At 73.2% G+C, this 18,536-nt stretch carries 20 protein-coding genes and 1 pseudogene; 11 read left to right on the top strand and 10 right to left on the bottom strand.

Annotated features, from left to right (window positions below):
* Nucleotides 1-7 precede the first annotated feature (7 nt).
* The 4 genes from ABZ693_RS20150 to ABZ693_RS20165 all read right to left on the bottom strand — a co-directional run bounded on the left by ABZ693_RS20150 (nt 8) and on the right by ABZ693_RS20165 (nt 2,870).
* A complete protein-coding gene (locus ABZ693_RS20150; protein ID WP_359878883.1) occupies nt 8-1,729 on the bottom strand; it encodes an urease subunit alpha in 1,722 nt (573 codons plus the stop codon).
* Nucleotides 1,722-2,081: an urease subunit beta gene (locus ABZ693_RS20155; protein WP_359878885.1), complete on the bottom strand. Its 360-nt coding sequence runs from the start codon at nt 2,079-2,081 to the stop codon at nt 1,722-1,724. The genes ABZ693_RS20150 and ABZ693_RS20155 overlap by 8 nt, the downstream gene beginning before the upstream one ends.
* Complete coding sequence (locus ABZ693_RS20160; RefSeq protein WP_359878888.1) at nt 2,078-2,395, bottom strand: urease subunit gamma; 318 nt, start codon at nt 2,393-2,395, stop codon at nt 2,078-2,080. Before ABZ693_RS20160 ends, ABZ693_RS20155 begins: the two co-directional genes overlap by 4 nt.
* 193 nt (nt 2,396-2,588) lie before the next feature.
* Nucleotides 2,589-2,870 carry a type II toxin-antitoxin system Phd/YefM family antitoxin gene (locus ABZ693_RS20165; RefSeq protein WP_359878891.1) on the bottom strand — a complete coding sequence of 94 codons (282 nt, stop codon included), beginning with the start codon at nt 2,868-2,870 and terminating at the stop codon, nt 2,589-2,591.
* Nucleotides 2,871-2,928: 58 nt separating this feature from the next.
* On the opposite strand from ABZ693_RS20165, the gene ABZ693_RS20170 reads away from it, so the two are divergent.
* The 3 genes from ABZ693_RS20170 (at nt 2,929) to ABZ693_RS20180 (ending at nt 4,887) form a co-directional block, all read left to right on the top strand.
* Nucleotides 2,929-3,579, top strand: a complete 651-nt coding sequence (locus tag ABZ693_RS20170; protein ID WP_359878894.1) for an ATP-dependent Clp protease proteolytic subunit — start codon at nt 2,929-2,931, stop codon at nt 3,577-3,579.
* A gap of 7 nt (nt 3,580-3,586) precedes the next feature.
* The gene (locus tag ABZ693_RS20175; protein ID WP_359878897.1) at nt 3,587-3,892 is read left to right on the top strand and encodes a hypothetical protein; all 306 of its coding nucleotides are present in this window, start codon (nt 3,587-3,589) and stop codon (nt 3,890-3,892) included.
* Between the two features lie 518 nt (nt 3,893-4,410).
* Complete coding sequence (locus ABZ693_RS20180) at nt 4,411-4,887, top strand: C40 family peptidase (protein ID WP_359878899.1); 477 nt, start codon at nt 4,411-4,413, stop codon at nt 4,885-4,887.
* Here the strand turns inward: ABZ693_RS20180 and ABZ693_RS20185 are convergent.
* From ABZ693_RS20185 to ABZ693_RS20200, 4 genes are all read right to left on the bottom strand, one after another.
* The gene (locus ABZ693_RS20185) at nt 4,869-5,354 is read right to left on the bottom strand and encodes an ATP-binding protein (protein ID WP_359878902.1); all 486 of its coding nucleotides are present in this window, start codon (nt 5,352-5,354) and stop codon (nt 4,869-4,871) included. The genes ABZ693_RS20180 and ABZ693_RS20185 overlap by 19 nt on opposite strands.
* Nucleotides 5,355-5,563: 209 nt before the next feature.
* Nucleotides 5,564-6,175 carry a DUF7691 family protein gene (locus ABZ693_RS20190; RefSeq protein WP_359878904.1) on the bottom strand — a complete coding sequence of 204 codons (612 nt, stop codon included), beginning with the start codon at nt 6,173-6,175 and terminating at the stop codon, nt 5,564-5,566.
* A 40-nt stretch (nt 6,176-6,215) separates the two neighbouring features.
* Nucleotides 6,216-6,485, bottom strand: a complete 270-nt coding sequence (locus ABZ693_RS20195; RefSeq protein ID WP_359878907.1) for a hypothetical protein — start codon at nt 6,483-6,485, stop codon at nt 6,216-6,218.
* A gap of 128 nt (nt 6,486-6,613) precedes the next feature.
* A complete protein-coding gene (locus ABZ693_RS20200; protein WP_359878910.1) occupies nt 6,614-7,864 on the bottom strand; it encodes an 8-amino-7-oxononanoate synthase in 1,251 nt (416 codons plus the stop codon).
* A 142-nt stretch (nt 7,865-8,006) separates the two neighbouring features.
* On the opposite strand from ABZ693_RS20200, the gene bioB reads away from it, so the two are divergent.
* The 5 genes from bioB to ABZ693_RS20225 all read left to right on the top strand — a co-directional run bounded on the left by bioB (nt 8,007) and on the right by ABZ693_RS20225 (nt 12,896).
* Nucleotides 8,007-9,260, top strand: a complete 1,254-nt coding sequence (gene bioB, locus ABZ693_RS20205) for a biotin synthase BioB (protein WP_359878913.1) — start codon at nt 8,007-8,009, stop codon at nt 9,258-9,260.
* Complete coding sequence (locus ABZ693_RS20210) at nt 9,253-10,533, top strand: adenosylmethionine--8-amino-7-oxononanoate transaminase (protein WP_359878915.1); 1,281 nt, start codon at nt 9,253-9,255, stop codon at nt 10,531-10,533. Before bioB ends, ABZ693_RS20210 begins: the two co-directional genes overlap by 8 nt.
* Before the next feature lie 343 nt (nt 10,534-10,876).
* Nucleotides 10,877-11,623 carry a dethiobiotin synthase gene (bioD, locus tag ABZ693_RS20215; protein ID WP_359878917.1) on the top strand — a complete coding sequence of 249 codons (747 nt, stop codon included), beginning with the start codon at nt 10,877-10,879 and terminating at the stop codon, nt 11,621-11,623.
* Between the two features lie 19 nt (nt 11,624-11,642).
* Nucleotides 11,643-11,987 (top strand): VOC family protein, encoded by a 345-nt coding sequence (locus ABZ693_RS20220; RefSeq protein WP_359878920.1) that lies wholly within the window; start codon nt 11,643-11,645, stop codon nt 11,985-11,987.
* Nucleotides 11,988-12,026: 39 nt separating this feature from the next.
* Entirely contained in the window at nt 12,027-12,896 is an 870-nt protein-coding gene (locus ABZ693_RS20225) for a TIGR03621 family F420-dependent LLM class oxidoreductase (protein WP_359878923.1), read from the top strand.
* 77 nt (nt 12,897-12,973) lie between these two features.
* Here ABZ693_RS20225 and ABZ693_RS20230 read toward each other — a convergent pair whose 3' ends face one another.
* Complete coding sequence (locus tag ABZ693_RS20230) at nt 12,974-14,122, bottom strand: GDSL-type esterase/lipase family protein (RefSeq protein ID WP_359878972.1); 1,149 nt, start codon at nt 14,120-14,122, stop codon at nt 12,974-12,976.
* 221 nt (nt 14,123-14,343) lie between these two features.
* On the opposite strand from ABZ693_RS20230, the pseudogene ABZ693_RS20235 reads away from it, so the two are divergent.
* The 3 genes and pseudogenes from ABZ693_RS20235 to ABZ693_RS20245 form a co-directional block, all read left to right on the top strand.
* A pseudogene (locus ABZ693_RS20235) lies at nt 14,344-14,760 on the top strand (GNAT family N-acetyltransferase); the annotation flags it as partial.
* Nucleotides 14,761-15,035: 275 nt separating this feature from the next.
* Nucleotides 15,036-16,376, top strand: a complete 1,341-nt coding sequence (locus ABZ693_RS20240; RefSeq protein ID WP_359878926.1) for a hemolysin family protein — start codon at nt 15,036-15,038, stop codon at nt 16,374-16,376.
* On the top strand, nt 16,373-17,392 hold the full coding sequence (locus tag ABZ693_RS20245) for a hemolysin family protein (RefSeq protein ID WP_359878927.1): 1,020 nt from the start codon (nt 16,373-16,375) through the stop codon (nt 17,390-17,392). The genes ABZ693_RS20240 and ABZ693_RS20245 overlap by 4 nt, the downstream gene beginning before the upstream one ends.
* Before the next feature lie 99 nt (nt 17,393-17,491).
* Here ABZ693_RS20245 and ABZ693_RS20250 read toward each other — a convergent pair whose 3' ends face one another.
* Complete coding sequence (locus ABZ693_RS20250) at nt 17,492-18,508, bottom strand: maleylpyruvate isomerase family mycothiol-dependent enzyme (protein ID WP_359878929.1); 1,017 nt, start codon at nt 18,506-18,508, stop codon at nt 17,492-17,494.
* Nucleotides 18,509-18,536 lie beyond the last annotated feature (28 nt).

Below are 18,536 nucleotides of genomic sequence, written 5' to 3' on the forward strand. Positions count from 1 at the left end.
GCAGCGCTCAGAAGAGGAAGTAGCGCTGGGCCATGGGCAGTTCCTCGACCGGCTGCTGTTCGACGAGATCGCCGTCGATCCGTACCTGGAACCGGTCGGGGTCGACCTCGACCCGGGGCATCGCGTCATTCTCCCGCATGTCGGCCTTGGTCGTCCGGCGGGTGGAGCCGATGACAGCGAACTCCTTGCCGAGGCCGAGCCGTTCGGGCAGGCCGTCCTCGATCGCCGCCGGTGCGGTGAAGTTGACGGATCCCGCCGCCGCGGCCCGGCCGAGCGCGCCGAACATCGGGCGGGGCAGGACGGGCTGCGGGGTGGGGATGGAGGCGTTGGCGTCGCCCAGTTGCGCGTAGGCGATGTGGCCGCCCTTGAGGACGAGCAGCGGCTTGACGCCGAAGAACGCGGGTTCCCACAGGATGAGGTCGGCGAGCTTGCCGGATTCGACGGACCCGACGAGGTGGTCCAGGCCCTGCGCGACGGCCGGGTTGATCGTGTACTTGGCGACGTAGCGCCGGGCCCGGTGGTTGTCGGCGTCACCGTCGCCGGGCAGGGCGCCCCGCCGGTTCTTCATGACGTGGGCGGTCTGCCAGGTGCGCATGATCACTTCACCGACCCGGCCCATGGCCTGGGAGTCGGAGGACATGATCGAGATGGCACCGAGGTCGTGCAGGATGTCCTCGGCAGCGATCGTCGTGCCGCGGATGCGGGACTCGGCGAAGGCGAGGTCCTCCGGGACGGCCGGGTTGAGGTGATGGCACACCATCAGCATGTCGAGGTGCTCTTTGATGGTGTTGACGGTGTGCGGCCGGGTGGGGTTGGTCGAACTGGGCAGCACATGAGGCTCGGAGACCACGGTGATGATGTCGGGCGCGTGCCCGCCGCCCGCGCCCTCGGTGTGGTACGTGTGGATGGTGCGGCCCTTGATGGCCGCGAGGGTGTCGCCGACGAACCCGGCCTCGTTCAAGGTGTCGGTGTGGATGGCGAGTTGGGTGCCGGTCTCGTCACAGACGTCCAGGCAGGTGTCGATCACCGCGGGGGTCGCCCCCCAGTCCTCGTGGATCTTGAATCCCAAGGCCCCGCCGCGCAGTTGGGAGTGCATGGCCTCGCGGGACATCGTGTTGCCCTTGCCGAGCAGGCCGATGTTGACGGGGAAGGTGTCCAGGGCCTCGAACATCCGGGCCATGTGCCAGGGTCCCGGGGTGACGGTGGTGGCCTTGCTGCCCTCGGCGGGTCCGGTGCCGCCGCCGACGAGGGTGGTGGTCCCGGTGGCGAGGGCCTGTTCGACGACGCCGGGCCCGATGAAGTGCACATGGGTGTCGACGGCCCCGGCGGTGACGATGCGGCCGTTGCCGACGATCACCTCGGTCTCGGGGCCGATGACCAGATCGGGGTGGACTCCGTCCATGGTGTCGGGGTTGCCGGCCTTGCCGAGGGCGGTGATCCGGCCGTCGCGGATGCCGATGTCGGCCTTGACGACACCCCAGTGGTCGAGGACGACCGCGCCGGTGATCACCGTGTCGGGGGCGCCCTCGGCGCGGGTGACACGGGACTGGCCCATCGACTCGCGGATGACCTTGCCGCCGCCGAAGACGGCTTCCTCGCCCGCCAGACCGGGGCCGCCGGAGCGGTCCTCCTCGATCCGTACGAGCAGATCGGTGTCGGCGAGCCGGATCCGGTCGCCGGTGGTGGGGCCGAACAGGTCGGCGTACACGGCGCGGTGCAGCTCAGGCACGGTCGGCTCCGTTCGGGCGGCCCTCGGCGGCCGCGTCGCTCTCGGGGTCCAGCGGGCCGGCCGTCTCGCCGCGCAGGCCCGGCACGATCCGGTCGCCGGCCAGTGGCACCAGCTCGACCTCGACCGGGACACCGGGCTCGAAGCGTACGGCGGTGCCGGCGGCGATGTGCAGCCGCAGCCCGCGGGCGGCCACGCGGTCGACGTCGAGACCGGGGTTGACCTCGGCGAAGTGGTAGTGGGAGCCGACCTGGACGGGCCGGTCGGCGGTGTTGAGGACGGTGAGGCGGGTGACGGGGCGGCCCTCGTTCAGGGCCACGGGACCGTCCGCGAAAAGGATCTCCCCGGGGATCATCGGGGCTCCCCCGGGAAGATGGGCTCGTGGACGGTGACGAGCTTGGTGCCGTCCGGGAAGGTGGCCTCGACCTGGACGTCCCGGATCATCTGGGGAACGCCGTCCATGACGTCCTTGCTGGTGAGCACGGTGCGTCCGGAGGTCATCAGCTCCGCCACGGTCCGGCCGTCCCGGGCGCCTTCCAGGATGTGGACGGTGATGAGGGCGACGGCCTCGGGGTGGTTGAGCTTCACTCCGCGCGCCCGGCGCTTCTCGGCCACGTCGGCCGCGACATGGATGAGCAGGCGCTCCTGCTCGTGGGGGCTGAGTCGCACGCTTCCACCTCGCTGTCGGCAGGCCGGGGTCTCCCCGGACTGCCGGACCCTATCGACCTGCAACATCCTGTTGCAGGGCAACGAGGGGCGTGTTCCGAGACATTGCGCGTTGCGGCGGAAGTCTTTCCGGGCACCTGACCGGGGCTTTGCGTGTCCGTGAAGAACGGGCCCCGGCCGCACCACCGGGCGTGGTTCAGTCCCCGGAACCCGGGCCTCGGTGGTGGGCGGCGATGCCGAAGCGGCGCTGTTCACCCGGAGCGGACGCGACGCCGCGCAGCGTGGACACCGAGCTGATCACCGGCTCGTCCTCGGTCTCCCGCAGGGCTTCGAGTCGTTCCAGGTCAGCGGCGGACACGAGGGCGACGAGGGGCTTCCCGTGCCGGGTGACGACGACGCGTTCGTCGCCGTACACGACGCGGTTGATCAGATCCGCGAGCTCTGCGCGCGCTTGCGTCACCGGAATCTCATAGACCATGCTCCTCATCTTACGGGCTGTACGTCCTGTACATTTTTTACAGAAGGAGGAGAGCCTCATGCAGATGCGTCATGTCCTTCCGGAGTTCACGGAGCGCACGTCCTTCGGGGTCCGCACGCTCGATCCGTACGCGAAACTCTTCGGCGAGCGGATCGTCATGCTGGGCACGCCGGTCGACGAAGCAGCCGCGAACGACGTCGTCGCCCAGTTCCTGCAGCTGGACTACGCGGCGCCGGAGCAGGTGATCAGCCTCTACATCAACTCCCCCGGCGGCTCGGTCACCGCGATGACCGCGATCTACGACACGATCCGCACGGTCTCGTGCGAGGTGGAGACCATCTGCCTCGGCCAGGCCGTCGGCCCGGCCGCGGTGCTCCTCGCGGCGGGCACGCCGGGCCGCCGACTCGCCCTGCCCCGCGCCCGGATCGTCCTGGAGCAGCCCGCGCTCGACGAGCCGATGCGGGGACAGCCCAGCGATCTCGACGTGCAGGCGCGGGAACTGCTGCGCCAGCGGGATCTGACCGCCGCACTGCTCGCCGAGCACACCGGGCGGGAGCGGGCGGCCGTCGACGCCGACATCGACCGGACCACGGTCCTCGACGCGTCGGGCGCGCGGGCGTACGGACTGGTGGACCACGTCGTCCGCAGCCGCCACGACACCGCCGGCCCGGACGCCGGGGACGGCCGGCCCGGGGCCGGGGAGGAGTGAGGCCGCCGTGGTTCCGGAGCTGCCGCCGCTGCCGGCCCTGACCCGCGCCGAGGGCGAGCTCGTCGACGCGTATCTGGAGGTCGTCGATCTGCTCGGGCGGATCAACCCCGCCCGGGCCGACCACACCTACGGCGCGCTCCGGGCCGCGCAGGCCCTGGTCGGGCGGGCGACGGCGCTGCGCGACGCACTGACGACGATGCATCTGCGGGGCGAGAGCGAGGTGCACGCGGACACCCTGGCGCGGGCGCTGCGCGTCCTGGACGGGGAGCGGCGGTCAGGGCGGGTCATCGTCCCCGGGGAACGGGCCGGTTGACAGCGGCGGGTGTCGTGTAGAGCTCCACTCGGCGCACGATTATCACATCATCACTCCCTCGTTCGGCGTATCCGACGGACCGGCGGAAGGCCGGACGACTTGCGCTCCGCGTCCGCCCGTCCGGCGGACGGCCGTCTCACCGCCCCTGGTCGGAGGCTCGTCGCCGAAACACCCGACGGGCACTCAACCCGGCTGTCCACCCGAATGGTTCAGCCGTGAGGAGACTCACTTACCACCATTTCATCGCTGTTTTCGGCGGCGTCGTGAGTGAAGATCCGTGTCGACGCCAAGCCCCCGCCACCCGAGGCGGGGCGGTCCGGGCGGACGCCGAGTCCTGCCGCCGCCGCGGACGTCTGGTCGACCGGAGTGGACCGGCAGGAGTGGAGGACCCGAGCAACACGGGGCGTCCGAGCGATCGGAGCCGTCCCTCGGGGTGAAGCCGCAGCCGCGGCCGGGCATTCTTCGCCTGCCCGAACCCGACAGGTCATCCTTCTCAGGCGGCTGACGAAGGGTTGCGCATGACTGCGCAGATGCATGTCCCGTTCCTGCTGTCCCGGGCCGGAGCCGTCTCGGCTCTCACCCTGGCCGCCGTCGGCGGCACCCTGGTCGCTCCCGGCGCCGCGCCGGACGCCGAGGCCGCGCCGTCGTACGCCTACAGGGCGCTGAACGTCGCCGCGTCGAAGAAGGGGTCCCCGTACCGCTACGGGGCCACCGGACCTGGCCGGTTCGACTGCTCGGGCCTGACCCAGTACGCGTTCCGCAAGGCGGGCAAAAAGCTGCCGCGCACGGCACAGCAGCAGTACAACAAGACCCGCCACATCTCCGCGTCCCGCCGCCAGAAGGGGGACCTCGTGTTCTTCCACTCCGGCGGACGGGTGTACCACGTGGGGATCTACGCGGGGAACAACAAGATCTGGCACTCCCCCAAGACGGGTTCCTGGGTGAAGCTGGAGCGGATCTGGACCTCGAAGGTGCTCTACGGACGGGTGCGCTGACCGCGTGTCACTCTCTCCCGGGCCGCGGGCCGGCCCGGGAGAGCGGCGGCGGCGGGCCAGGGCAGGGTGATCCACACCGTCTTGCCGCCCTTGGCCGTCGGCGTCACCGACAGCCGGCCGCCGGCCTCGGCGGCCAGGGTGCGGATGATCAGCAGGCCGCGCCCGTTGTCCTGCTGGACGGCCGCGGGGAGCCGCCGGGGCCGGCGGGGATGGCTGTCGGTCACGCCGATCCGCAGCCGCTCGTGCCGGTCGAGGTACAGGCCGACCGTGAAGGCCGGCGACCGGCCGAGCGTGTGCTGGACGGCGTTGGTCGTCAGTTCCGAGACCATCAGGAGCAGCGCGGCCGCCGCTTCCCCCGTCTCGTCGAGCCCCCAGGAGGACAGCACCTCCGCGACATGACGGCGCGCGGCGGGCACGGACGCCGGGTCGCTCGGCAGCGTGAGGGTCGCCTCCTGGTGGTCCGCCATGACGACGACGCCCCTTTCCCGCCGGGCCCGGCCCGGTGTGCGCTCCGCGTCAGCGTGCCACCGATCCCCCGCCCGGGCGGCGATCTCCCCGGATCCACGGACATCTGTCGCCCGAAGCGGTGAACGCTGCGACGTACGACCGGACACAAGCCGGCCGGTGGGGCCGGCCCGTACCCGCGGGGCGGGTCACAGCCGAGAGTGCGGGCGGGTCAGGAGACGAAACCGATCACGCCGTATCCGGGGCGGGCGGCGGCATGTTCGAGCCAGCCGACGACGTCCCTGATCGCGTCCACGACGTACGACTCCAGCGGCGGCGCGTGCCCGTCCCGCTTGGTCCGCTCGAACTGCTCCAGCGCGGCCACGCACTCCTCGTGCGTCCACTCGCCGGAGCGCGGCAGATCGTAGGTGGGTATGCCGGCCGGCACGCCGCCGTAGTAACCGAGGTCCGCCACCGACACCGCCGTGATCCGCAGCGCCTTCAGCCCCTCGTCCACGGTCTCCAGCCAGTCGCCGCGGAACGGACAGAAGGAGGAGTTGTCCAGGAAGGAGCCGGTCAGCGTGCAGAGCCGCTTGTACGCGTAGCCGTACTGGAAGGCGTGCTCGTCAACCGCGTCGTAGGGCCCGCCGCGCACCACGGCGGTCAGCGCGTCGAGCGCGGTGGGCGCGCCCTGCTCGATCTGGTCGGAGAACCAGTCGTCGTCGCGGGCCAGGTCGCGGGCGAACTCGGCGCGGATGGTCGCGAGCAGCTGCTCGTCGTTCGATCCGACCAGGGCCCGGGTGGCCTCGATGTCCAGCAGATGTGCGGTCAGGCAAGAACTCATGTGATCAAACTAGCGAGTTGGTCTGACAGCGACCGCCGGCTCAGTTCTCCAGGGACGCGATCACCAGGCCGACGAGTGCGAGAAACAGGCCGCCGGGCAGCATGACGGCCCCCATCAGCCGGAAGAACCACGGCCCGAACCGGGAGGGCTCGGTCAGGCCCAGGTTCATCGTGCGCGTCGCGGTCACCGCCCGTACGGCGTTGCGCCGGGTCACGGCCTTGTCCACCGCGCCGCGCAGATTGAAGGCGTACATGGTTCCCCAGCCGGTGACGCCCAGCCCCATGACGAACAGCGCGATTCCCGCGACCACGATTCCTCCGCTCCCGGCGGGCCGCCCCGTGGCGGCCGTCGCCGGATTCTGCCGCCCCGCCGGGGAGGAGAGCAAGCGATCTTGAAACGCGCCCGGCGCCGGGCGGACGACCACGCCGGCGACGTCGGTCAGCGGGCGCCGGCCGGGGCCAGGCGCAGGATCGTCGTCACGGCCTGGCCGATCTGGCCGTCGGTCAGGTCCGCGCGGGCCGTCAGGCGCAGGCGGGAGATGCCGTCGGGGACGGACGGGGGCCGGAAACAGCCGACGACCAAGCCCTGTTCGCGGCAGTCGGCCGCCCAGCGCAGGGCCTCGGCCGGGCCGGGCGCGCGGACCGAGACCACGGCCGCGTCGGGCCGGGCGGCGCTCAGGCCCGCCTCGGTGAGCCGGCGGTGCAGGGTCGCCGCGACCATACGGGCGCGGGCGGCGAGGCCCGGTTCGGCGGCGATCAGGCGCAGGCTCGCGAGGGCGGCGCCCGCCGCGGCCGGGGCGAGGCCGGTGTCGAAGATGAAGGTACGGGCGGTGTTGACCAGATGCTCGATCACCCGGGCCGGGCCGAGCACCGCACCGCCCTGGCTGCCCAGCGACTTGGAGAGGGTGAGCGTCGCGACCACGTCGGGCGCGCCCGCGAGGCCCGCCGCGTGCAGCGCGCCGCGCCCGCCGTCGCCGAGCACGCCGAGTCCGTGGGCGTCGTCCACGACCAGTCCGGCACCGTGGTCCCGGCAGGCGGCCGCGAGCGCGCCGAGGGGCGCCCGGTCGCCGTCCACGGAGAAGACGGAGTCGCTGACCACGAGGGCCCGGCGTCCGGGGTGCGCGGCGAGCGTCTTGGCGACGGCCGCCGGGTCGGTGTGCGGGACGACGGCGGTCTCGGCGCGCGCCAGGCGGCAGCCGTCGACGATCGACGCGTGGTTGGCGGTGTCGGAGACGATCAGCCCGTCGCGGTCCGACAGCGCGGTGAGGGCCGCCAGGTTCGCCGCGTAGCCGGAGGAGAAGACCAGGGCCGCCTCGAAGCCGCAGAATTCGGCGAGTTCGCGTTCCAGCCGGGCGTGCAGCCGGGTGGAGCCGGTGACCAGCCGGGAGCCGGTGGCGCCCGCGCCCCAGCGGCGGGCCGCGTCCGCCGCCGCCTCGGTGACCTGGGGGCGGCGGGTCAGCCCGAGGTAGTCGTTGCTCGCGAGGTCGAGGAGCGGGGACTCGGCGGCGCGCGGGCGCAGGGTGCGCACCAGGCCCGCCTCGGCCCGCCGCGCGGCGGCGTCCCCGGTCCAGTCGAAGGCGGCCGAACGCGGATCCGGCGCCTCCCCTACGGCCTTTGTCCGGTCCCGCTCGGGGGCGTGCTCCGGGTCCCGCGGGCGCAGGGCGCCGGGGTCGGCGGCGTACGGCGGCATGGCAGATCCTTTTGTAGGCACCGCACAGACCCTAACTGGCCGGGGCCGGGGTCAGAGTGTGGCCATGCACACACCTCGATCGGGGCCGTTTGTTCGGTTCCTCCTTGGCCTGGGGGTGCGCCGTGCGTCAGGATCATCCCTTATGGACCTGCTGAACACGCTGGTGGACAAGGGGTTGCGGCGCGAGTCGCCGACCCGTGAAGAGGCGCTCGCCGTACTGGCGACCTCCGACGACGAACTGCTCGATGTGGTGACCGCGGCCGGCAAGGTGCGCCGTCAGTGGTTCGGGCGGCGGGTGAAGCTCAACTACCTCGTCAACCTGAAGTCCGGGCTGTGCCCCGAGGACTGCTCGTACTGCTCGCAGCGGCTCGGCTCCGAGGCCGGGATCCTCAAGTACACCTGGCTGAAGCCCGAGGAGGCCTCGCAGGCCGCCGCGGCCGGTCTGGCCGGCGGCGCGAAGCGCGTCTGTCTGGTGGCGAGCGGGCGCGGCCCGACGGACCGGGACGTGGAGCGGGTCGGCCGGACCATCGAGGCCATCAAGGAACAGAACGAGGGCGTGGAAGTCTGCGCCTGCCTCGGTCTGCTGTCGGACGGTCAGGCCGAGCGGCTGAAGCAGGCCGGCGCCGACGCGTACAACCACAACCTCAACACGTCCGAGGCGACGTACGGCGGCATCACCACCACCCACACCTACGCGGACCGCGTGGACACGGTGGAGAAGGCGCACGCCGCCGGGCTCTCGGCCTGTTCCGGTCTGATCGCGGGCATGGGCGAGAGCGACGAGGACCTGGTCGACGTCGTGTTCGCGCTGCGCGCGCTCGACCCCGACTCGGTGCCGGTCAACTTCCTGATCCCGTTCGAGGGCACGCCGCTGGCCAAGGAGTGGAACCTCACGCCGCAGCGCTGTCTGCGGATCCTCGCGATGGTGCGGTTCGTCTGTCCCGACGTCGAGGTGCGGATCGCGGGCGGGCGCGAGGTGCATCTGCGCACGATGCAGCCGCTGGCGCTGCACCTGGCCAACTCGATCTTCCTCGGCGACTACCTCACCAGCGAGGGCCAGGCCGGCCAGGCGGATCTGGAGATGATCGCGGACGCCGGGTTCGAGGTGGAGGGCGCGGAGACGACCACGCTGCCGGCCCACCGGGCGGACGTGGCCCGCGGGACCGGCGCGGCGGACGAGACGGCCGGGACGGCCGGTTGCGGTGGGCACGCGGAGGCCGGCGGCGGCTGCGGACCGTGCGGCGGAGCCGCCACGGTGTGCGGAACGGATGCGCCCGAGGCCGAGGCCCGGGCTGAAGCCGAGGAGGAGGACGCGGCCGGTGTTCCCGGGGCGCGGCCCGACCTGGTGGCGGTCCGCCGCCGCGGCGCCGGTACGGACCTCGCGCCGAATGCGTAACGACGAACTCCTCGCCCTGGACCGGGCGCACGTCTGGCATCCGTACGGCCCCATGCCCGGCCGCACGGACCCGCTGGTCGTCGCGTCCGCGTCCGGGGTGCGTCTCCGGCTCGCCGAACCGGCCGAGGGACAGGACGAGTTGATCGACGGCATGTCGTCCTGGTGGTCGGCCGTGCACGGCTACAACCACCCCGTCCTCAACGAGGCGGCGCGCGGGCAGCTCGACCGGATGAGCCATGTGATGTTCGGCGGGCTGACGCACGAGCCGGCCGTACGGCTCGCCGCCCGGCTCGTCGAGATCACCCCGGAGCCGCTGCGGCACGTCTTCCTCAGCGACTCCGGGTCGGTGGCCGTCGAGGTCGCGGCCAAGATGTGCCTGCAGTACTGGCGTTCGGCCGGCCGGCCCGCGAAGCGGCGGCTGCTCACCTGGCGGGGCGGCTACCACGGGGACACCTGGCAGCCGATGTCCGTGTGCGATCCCGAGGGCGGCATGCACGAGCTGTGGTCCGGGGTGCTGCCGGAGCAGGTGTTCGTGGACGCGCCGCCGACGGCGTACGAGGAGTCGTACGCGCGGCTGCTGCGCGACGCGATCGCGCGCCACGCCGACGAGCTGGCCGCGGTGATCGTGGAGCCGGTGGTGCAGGGCGCGGGCGGGATGCGGTTCCACTCCCCCGCGTATCTGCGGGTGTTGCGGGAGGCGTGCGACGCGCACGACGTGCTGCTGGTGTTCGACGAGATCGCGACCGGGTTCGGGCGTACGGGCGAACTGTTCGCGGCCGGTCACGCGGGGATCGCGCCCGATGTGATGTGCGTGGGCAAGGCGCTGACCGGCGGATATCTGTCGATGGCGGCGACCTTGTGCACGAGCCGGGTCGCGGACGGCATCTCGCGCGGCGAGGTGCCGGTGCTCGCCCACGGCCCCACCTTCATGGGCAATCCGCTCGCCTCGGCCATCGCCCTCGCCTCCCTCGACCTGCTGCTCGGGCAGGACTGGCGGGGCGAGGTCCGGCGGATCGAAACGGGTCTGCGGGAGGGGCTGTCGGAGGTGTCGGCGATTCCGGGCGTCCGCGACGTGCGGGTGCTCGGGGCGATCGGCGTGGTGCAGCTCGACCACGACGTCGACGTGCCGGCGGCGACCAGGGCGGCGGTGCGGGAGGGCGTGTGGCTCCGGCCGTTCCGCGACCTGATCTACACGATGCCGCCGTTCGTGACGGACGACGAGGACGTGGCCCGGATCTGCGCGGGGGTACGGGCGGCGGCCCACGCGGGGTGAGCCGAGCCGCCGGCGGGCCGTGATACCCCTGTCCGGGGAACGGCGTGCCGGCGGCCGTAACCGGCACGAACGTCGGGATCGTCACCGTCGTTCCGGCCGCCGGGCGACGACGCGTGCGCACCGCCCGGTCAGACCCAGGTGCGGGTGAGGAAGCCGTCGACCAGCGGGGCGATGGCGGGCACAACGCGGCCGACGAGTCCGGCCCGGCCGACACCTGACGGAGGCGGCACCCCCGCACACCGCCCCGCTCGCCGGAATCACGCTCCACCCCGTAGTTCGCAAGGGCCCGTCCGGCTCGCCCGCCAGGGCCCGGACGGGTACGCACGAGAAAAGGACAGCGCACATGACCGTGATCGTCGTCAGCGGCACCGGTACCGAGATCGGCAAGACCGTCGTCACGGCCGCCCTCGCCGCGACCGCCACCGCCGCCGGGCGGACCGTCGCCATCCTGAAGCCCGCGCAGACCGGGCTGACACCCGGGGAGGCGGGGGACGCGGACGAGGCCGTACGGCTGTCGGGCGCGACGACCGGGGCCGAACTCGCCCGATATCCCGAGCCGTTGGCGCCGGACACGGCGGCCCGCCGGGCCGGCCTGGCCCCGGTCTCCCCCGCCGGGACCGCCGAGGCGGCGCGGAAGCTGGCCGCGTCGCACGATCTGGTGCTGGTGGAGGGCGCCGGCGGACTGCTTGTGCGGTTCGACGAGGAGGGCGGCACGCTCGCGGACGCCGCCCGGCTGCTCGGGGCGCCGGTCCTCGTGGTGGCCCCCGCCGGACTCGGCACCCTCAACTCCACGGCGCTGACGGCGGAGGCGCTGCGGGCGCGCGGGATCGAGCAGGCCGGTGTGGTGGTGGGCAGCTGGCCGGCCGGTCCGGACCTGGCCGCGCGGTGCAATCTGGCGGACCTGCCGCGGGCCGCGGGCGCGCCGCTGCTCGGCGCGGTGCCGCACGGCGCGGGCGCGCTGACGCCCGTGGCGTTCCGGGCGGCGGCACCCTCGTGGCTGGCGCCCGCGCTGGGCGGTTCGTGGGACGCGGACGCGTTCACCGCCTCGTACACGGACATGTCCGCCACGACCGCGGCCGTCACCGTCTGACGTCCGTACGCCGGCCTCCATGCGCGCACGGGTTCAGGAAATCGTCTTCGACTGTGCCGACCCGGCCGCCCTCGTGCGGTTCTGGACGGCCCTCCTCGGCGGCACGCCGGTCGACCGGAGCCCGGACTGGTCGTACGTCGACCCGCCCGGGTTCGTCCGGCTGGCGTTCCAGCGGGTACCGGAGGGCAAGGCGGTGAAGAACCGCGTCCATCTGGACGTGGGGGTGGCCGATCCGGTGGCGGCGGCCGACGAGGCGCTGCCGCTGGGCGCGCACCGGTCCGGCGGGCTCGTGTCGGACGAACAGGGCTCGTTCCAGGTCATGCGGGACCCCGAGGGGAACGAATTCTGCTTCGTCACCGAGTAGGTTCGGTCGGGTCGACGTCGCCAACGAGGAGGTACCGCCGTGGTGTTGCCGTTCCGATTCGCCGTCAACATGCTGGCCCCGGGCAGCGGGGAGGAGTGGCGGACGCGCTGCCGTCGCGCGGAGGAACTCGGCTACGACCTGATCCTGGTCGCCGACCATCTGGGCATGCCGGCGCCCTTCCCGTCACTGGTTGCCGCCGCCGCGGTGACGACCCGGCCGCGCCTGGGCACGTTCGTGCTCAACTCGGGTTTCTACAACCCGGCGTTGCTGGCCCGCGAGGTGGCGACGACGGCGGCCCTCACCGACGGCCGGCTCGAACTCGGCCTGGGCACGGGCTATGTGGCGGCGGAGCACGACCAGGCGGGCATCCCCTTCCTGCCGGCAGGCGCCCGGGTGGATCATCTGGCCGGTGTGATCGAGGAGTTGGAGAAGGAGCCGACGGCCGGCGTGCCGCTGCTGATCGGCGGCAACGGCGACCGGGTACTCCGGCTCGCCGCCCGGCACGCGCGGGTGGCGGCCTTCTCCGGCGGCCGGTTCGACGGGTCCACGGCGACCGTGCTGACCGCCGAGGAGCTGGCGGCTCGCGTGGAGACGTACGCGGGCTTCGAGAAGGAGGCCGGGCGCGCGGTGCCCGCGGAGCGTAATCTGCTGCTCCAGCGGGTGAAGGTGACGGACGACCGCGCGGCGGCGGTGGCGGAGTTCCAGCCGGCCGTGCCGTACCTCACCGAGGAACAGATCCTGGACCTGCCGATCCTGGCGATGGGCACGGCCCGGGAGATCGCCGACCAGCTCATCGGCCTGCGGGAGCGGCTCGGCTTCTCGTACGTCACGGTGCTCGACCCCGCGATGGAGGAGTTCGGCCCGGTGATCGCGGAGCTGCGCACCCGGGAACCGGCCCCGGGCGCCTGATCCGGCGTACGACGCACGCGGGTCGAGCCTCCGGCCCCGGTCACCCGCCGATCGGCCGCGTCTACGATCGGCCGCGTCTACGGTCGGGCGCGGAACGGGCCCTCGTCGGCGAAGGCGTGGGCGGCGAAGCGTTCGCCCATCCGGCGGTACGCGGCCGCGGAGGGGTGCAGCCCGTCGGGCAGGTCGTCCACGTCGGCCGGACCGAGCAGCTCGCGGCCGTCGAGGTGGTACAGGTGGGGATCGTGCGTTTGCCGGAGCGCCACGATCCTCGCCAGCTCGTCACGGACCACCCGCAGCGACAGCGCCCCGCGGGCCGGATCGGCCGGGTCGCCCAGCGCGGTGATCTTCCCGTCCGGGCCCATCGCGGTCGGGCCGGGACGCGTCTCGAGTGCCGGGCAGCTCACCGGGGAGATCACCAGCAGCGGGGTGTCCGGATGCCCGTCCCGGATCGTGTCCAGGAACCCGTGCACGGCCGGACCGAACGTCCGCAGCCGGAAGGTGGTCAGGCCCACGATGTTGACGCCGGTCTTGAGGCTGATCAGGTCGGCGGGCAGGTCGCGGATCGTCCGGGCGACATAGGGGTCCAGCATGTCGTTGCCCGGCTGGCTGAGGTTGGTCACCTCCACGCCCCCGAGCGACGCGGCCACCACGGGCCAGGTGCCGGTGGGGCCGTCGGCGTCGAGACAGTGGCTGATCGAGCTTCCGTGGTGCACCCAGACGGGCCGGCCGTCGGGCAGGGGCGCCAGGACCTCGCCGTCGGCGCGCAGCGCCACCAGTTCCGTGGGGGTCTGCTGCGGCAGCCACAGCTCGACGTTCTTCATCCCGGCCGGCAGTCCGGCGAAGCGTGCCGTGCCCGGCTTTCCCGGGATCAGCCGCTGCGCGGCCCGGGGGCCCGCCATCCGCACCACATGACCGAGCGGTGCCCGTAGCCGCCCGAAGAGAGCGCCGTCCACCGTCAGTTCCAGCATCCCGGTCGGCCGGGGCCGGGGGTCGCCGTCGAGCTGCCCCGTGGAGGTGAGGACCTCGAACTCAAGCGCCCGCGCGTCGGTGCGGAACACCAGCCGTACACCCGACGGCATCACCGTTCCCCCGTAGACCGACGGGTCCTGGTACTGCTCCTTGGTCCACGCCGGCAATCGGCGCGGCATCACTCCCGCCGGCGTCTCCTCCAGGTCCAGCGCGCCCCGGATCTCCACCGGGCCGCCCACCAGCGGATACTCCCGCATCGCCACGGTCACCCCTCCTCGGCTCCGGCCCGTCCGGCCGGGCGGGTGCGCCGCCGGAGTCATCGGGCCTCTCCCCGAACCTAGGCCGTGTCCGTGATGTCGCGCCGGGGTCACGGGCGGACGGCGTCGCTTTCCGGACACGGTCCGGGGCCCGGGGCCCGCCGATTCCACAGGGTGAAACTCGCTCGCTCCGCGGGTCCGCCCCCTGCTTGGCTCACGTCATGAACGATCTTGATATCCGCCACGCCACCCTCGCGGACGTCGACGCCGTGCTCCGCTTCTGGCGCGAGGCCGCCGAGGGGACGAGCATCAGCGACGACCACGACGGAGTGGCCCGGCTGATCACCCGGGACCCCGAGGCCCTGCTTCTCGCCGAGCGCGACGGTCTGCTCGCCGGGACGGTCATCGCCGGCTTCGACGGATGGCGGTGCTCCGCGTACCGGCTGGCCGTGCACCCCGGCCACCGCCGGCAGGGCGTCGCCACCGCTCTGCTGGAGGCAGCGGAGCGGCGCTTCGCCGCGCTGGGCGGCCGGCGCGTGGACGCGATGGTCCTTGAGGTCAACGAGCGGGCCCATCGCGCTTGGGCCGCGACCGGCTACCACCGCGAGGACCACTGGCGGCGCTGGGTGAAGCCGCTGGAGTCGCCGGAGCCGCGGGAGTCGCGGGAGCCTGAGCCTGAGCCGGAGCCGGAGCCGGCCCCGGCGAGGCCGCCTGCCCCCACCCGCCGGCTGACCGCTGAACACTGAACGCTTTGCCGGTCCTTTACCATGGGAGGACTTCGTCGATCATCTACCGAAAGGTGTGAGCGTCCGCCCATGGGCGAGCCTCCCAGTAGCCGTTCCCGCAACCGACATCGCGCGGTCCGCCCCACCCTGACTGATCATGGGATGCGTCGAGGGACGGAGGTGATCCGATGACCGAGATCGTCCTGCTGATCGTGGCCCTGCTCCTGGCGCTCGCGTGCGGTGGCTTCGTCGCCGCCGAGTTCTCGCTCACCACCGTCCAGCGCGGCGAGCTGGAAGCCGCCGCCGAGCGCGGCGAGCGCGGCGCGGCCGGCGCCCTGAAGGCGGTCCGGTCGCTCACCTTCCAGCTCTCCGGCGCGCAGCTCGGCATCACGGTGACCAACCTGGTCGTCGGCATGCTCTCCGAGCCGTCGATCTCGAAGCTGATCCGCGGCCCGATCGAGGCCGTCGGCCTGTCCCCCGCGGTCGCCTCCTCGGTGGCCCTGGTCCTCGGCACCGCGCTGTCGACGCTCGTCCTGATGGTGATCGGCGAGCTGGTCCCCAAGAACTGGGCGATCTCCTCGCCGCTCGCCGTGGCCAAGGTGGTGGCGACCCCGCAGCGGGTCTTCACCGCCGCGTTCCGGCCGCTGATCAGCCATCTCAACAACACCGCCAACCGCGTACTGCACCGGCTCGGCCTGGAGCCCACCGAGGAGCTGGCCTCCGCCCGCTCCCCGCAGGAGCTGGTCGCCCTGGCCCGCCACTCCGCCAAGGCGGGCGCCCTGGAGGCCGACACCGCCGAGCTGTTCGTCCGGACCCTCAACCTGGCCGGGCTGACGGCGGAGAACGTGATGACCCCGCGCGTCCAGGTCACCGCCCTGGAACTGCAGGCCACCGCCGAGGACGTCGCCAACGCGACCCGCGCGACCGGACTGAGCCGCTTCCCCGTCTACCGGGGCAATCTCGACACGGTCGTCGGCATCGCGCACATCAAGGACGTGCTCGCCATACCGGCCGAGGAGCGGCCGCACCGCCCCGTCGGCGATCTGCTGCGCCAGCCGCTGCTGGTGCCCGAGAGCCTCACCGTGGACCGGCTGCTCGACCGCCTGTCGGGCAAGCAGACGATGGCCGTGGTCATCGACGAGTACGGCGGCACGGCCGGCGTCGCGACCCTGGAGGACATCGTCGAGGAGGTCGTCGGCGAGGTACGCGACGAGCACGACCCGCACGAGACGCCCGACCTGGCCCCGGCGGGCGAGGACACCGACGGCCGCGCGCTGTGGTCGGCGGACGGCGCGGCCCGTACCGACCAGCTGGAGGCCATCGGCCTGCGGGTGCCCGAGGGGCCGTACGAGACCCTGGCGGGCGTGCTCGCCACCGCGCTGGGCCGGATCCCGGCCACCGGCGACACGGTGGAGCTGGCCGACTGGCGGCTCGACGTCGTGGACGCCTCCGGGCGGCGCGCGGCACGCGTGCTGCTGCACGCCCCGGTGCCCGCCGGCACCGACACGGACGAGGAGGCCGGCCGATGATCGCGGTCCAGTTGCTGATCGGCCTGCTGACGCTGGTCGCCAACGCCTTCTTCGTCGGCGCCGAGTTCGCCCTGATCTCGGTGCGCCGCAGCCAGATCGAACCCCTCGCGGAGTCCGGCGACCGGCGGGCCCGCGCGGTCGTCTGGGGCCTGGAGCACGTCTCGGCGATGCTCGCGGCCGCCCAGCTCGGCATCACGCTGTGCACCCTGGTGCTCGGCATCGTGGCCGAGCCGGCCATCGCGCACCTCGTGGAGCCGGTGTTCGACGCGGTCGGCGTACCGCAGGGCCTGGTGCACCCGATCGCGTTCGTGCTCGCACTGGCGCTCGCCACGTATCTGCACATGCTGCTCGGTGAGATGGTGCCGAAGAACATCGCCCTGGCCGAGCCGGTCCGGCTGGCCCTGCTGCTCGGTCCGCCGCTGGTGACGCTGGCGCGGGCGCTGCGCCCGGTGATCTTCACGGTCAACGCCTTCGCCAACGGCATCCTGAAGCTGCTGCGGGTCGAGGCGAAGAACGAGGTCGCGGCCACCTTCTCGGACGACGAGCTGGCCCGGATGGTCACCGACGCCGGGGACGCGGGCCTGCTGGACGACCGGGCCACCGAGCGGTTGCACGACGCGCTGGAGCTGGGCCGCCGCCCGGTCGGCGATGTCGTGATGCCGGCGGAGAAGGTCGTCTACGCGCGCGTGGGCACCACTCCGGAGGAGCTGGAGGCGCTGTCGGCGCGATCCGGGTTCTCGCGCTTCCCGGTGCTCGACTCGACCCGGCGGATCCTCGGCTACCTCCATGTGAAGGACGCCCTGGACGTCACCCCGCGCGACCTGCCGTTCCCCGTGACGGCGATGCGGCCGATCGCCCGGGTGCGGGCGTCGACCCCGATGGACGACGTGCTGACGGCGATGCGGCGCAGCCGCACCCATCTGGCGGCGGTCATCGACGAGCACGACAAGCTCGCCGGTCTGGTGACCATGGAGGACGTGCTGCGCGAGCTGGTGGGCCGGCCCCTGGCGCCGTGACCTCGCCTCGCGCGCGTACACGGATCCGATCCGTACGAAGAAGGGCCCCGGGATCTCGATCCCGGGGCCCTTCTTCGCGGGCGCGCCCGGGCCCCCGGCTCAGAGCACGGTCGCCGCGCACCAGGCGTCGAGCAGGGCCCGGTCGCCGGTGCGCGTGAAGCGCGGGTCGTCGGCCGCGTACCGCCCGTAGAGCAGGAACAGCAGATCGGCGAGGGTGCCCTCGACGGTCGCGGCGGCCTCGTCCGCGGCCTGCCGCCGCCAGGTGAAGCCGCCCCCGCCCAGGGTGAGCGTCCACGCGGCGGGGCCGTCGGTGGCGGCGAAGCGCAGGCGCGCGCCGTCCCGGCCGAGCCCGGCGATCGATTCGGCGGCCGGGGCGGCATACGGCAGGGTCTCCAGGAACTCCTCGATGCCGTCGACGGCCGTCCCCGGGTCGACCGGCCCGGGCACCCGGCCGAGCGCCCGCTCGGCGTCGGCGAGGTGGACGACCGCCTCGTGCAGCAGCCGGCGCGGGAAGAAACGGGCGTGCGGATCGGCGCCGGGCGACCACATCGCCGCGTCGGGGTCGGCGGCGCGCAGGGTGCGCAGGCTCGCGCCGGCGCTCGCGGCGAGCCAGCCGGGGTACGCGGCGGGGTCCTCGGGCAGGTCCAGGGGGACGTCGTCCGGCCGTACGCGGACGGTGGCCCGGGTCCGTACGAGGTGCTCCGCCCAGCGGTGGACGGTGCCCTGGTGCCGGATCAGGTCGGCCAGGGTCCAGCCGGGGCAGGTCGGCACGGGGGTGGCGGGGTCGGCGTCGCGGACCAGGGTGACGAAGCTCTCGACGCGGGCGGCGAGCGCGTCGCAGTGCGCGGCGTGCGTGTCCTCGGTGAGGCCGAAGCCTTCCGACACCGTGAGCAGCCGCTCGCGCCAGAGGCCGGGCGGCTGCCGCAGGGCGGCGGCGCGGAAGAGGCCGTCGAGGGTGCGCCGCTCGGCCGCCGGGAGCCGGCCCAGGGCGGCCCCGGTGCTCTCCAGCCACGTCACGGCCGTGTCGGGGTCGAGCACCTCGTCGTCGCAGGTGTCGATGACCGTCACCAGGTCGGCCAGGGCCTCGGTCAGCGCGTCGAGCAGCGCCTCGCTCATCGGATGTCCCCTCCGTGTCGCTTCGGTT

The organism is Streptomyces laurentii (assembly GCF_040635425.1).
In the GTDB taxonomy this organism is placed as follows: domain Bacteria; phylum Actinomycetota; class Actinomycetes; order Streptomycetales; family Streptomycetaceae; genus Streptomyces; species Streptomyces laurentii.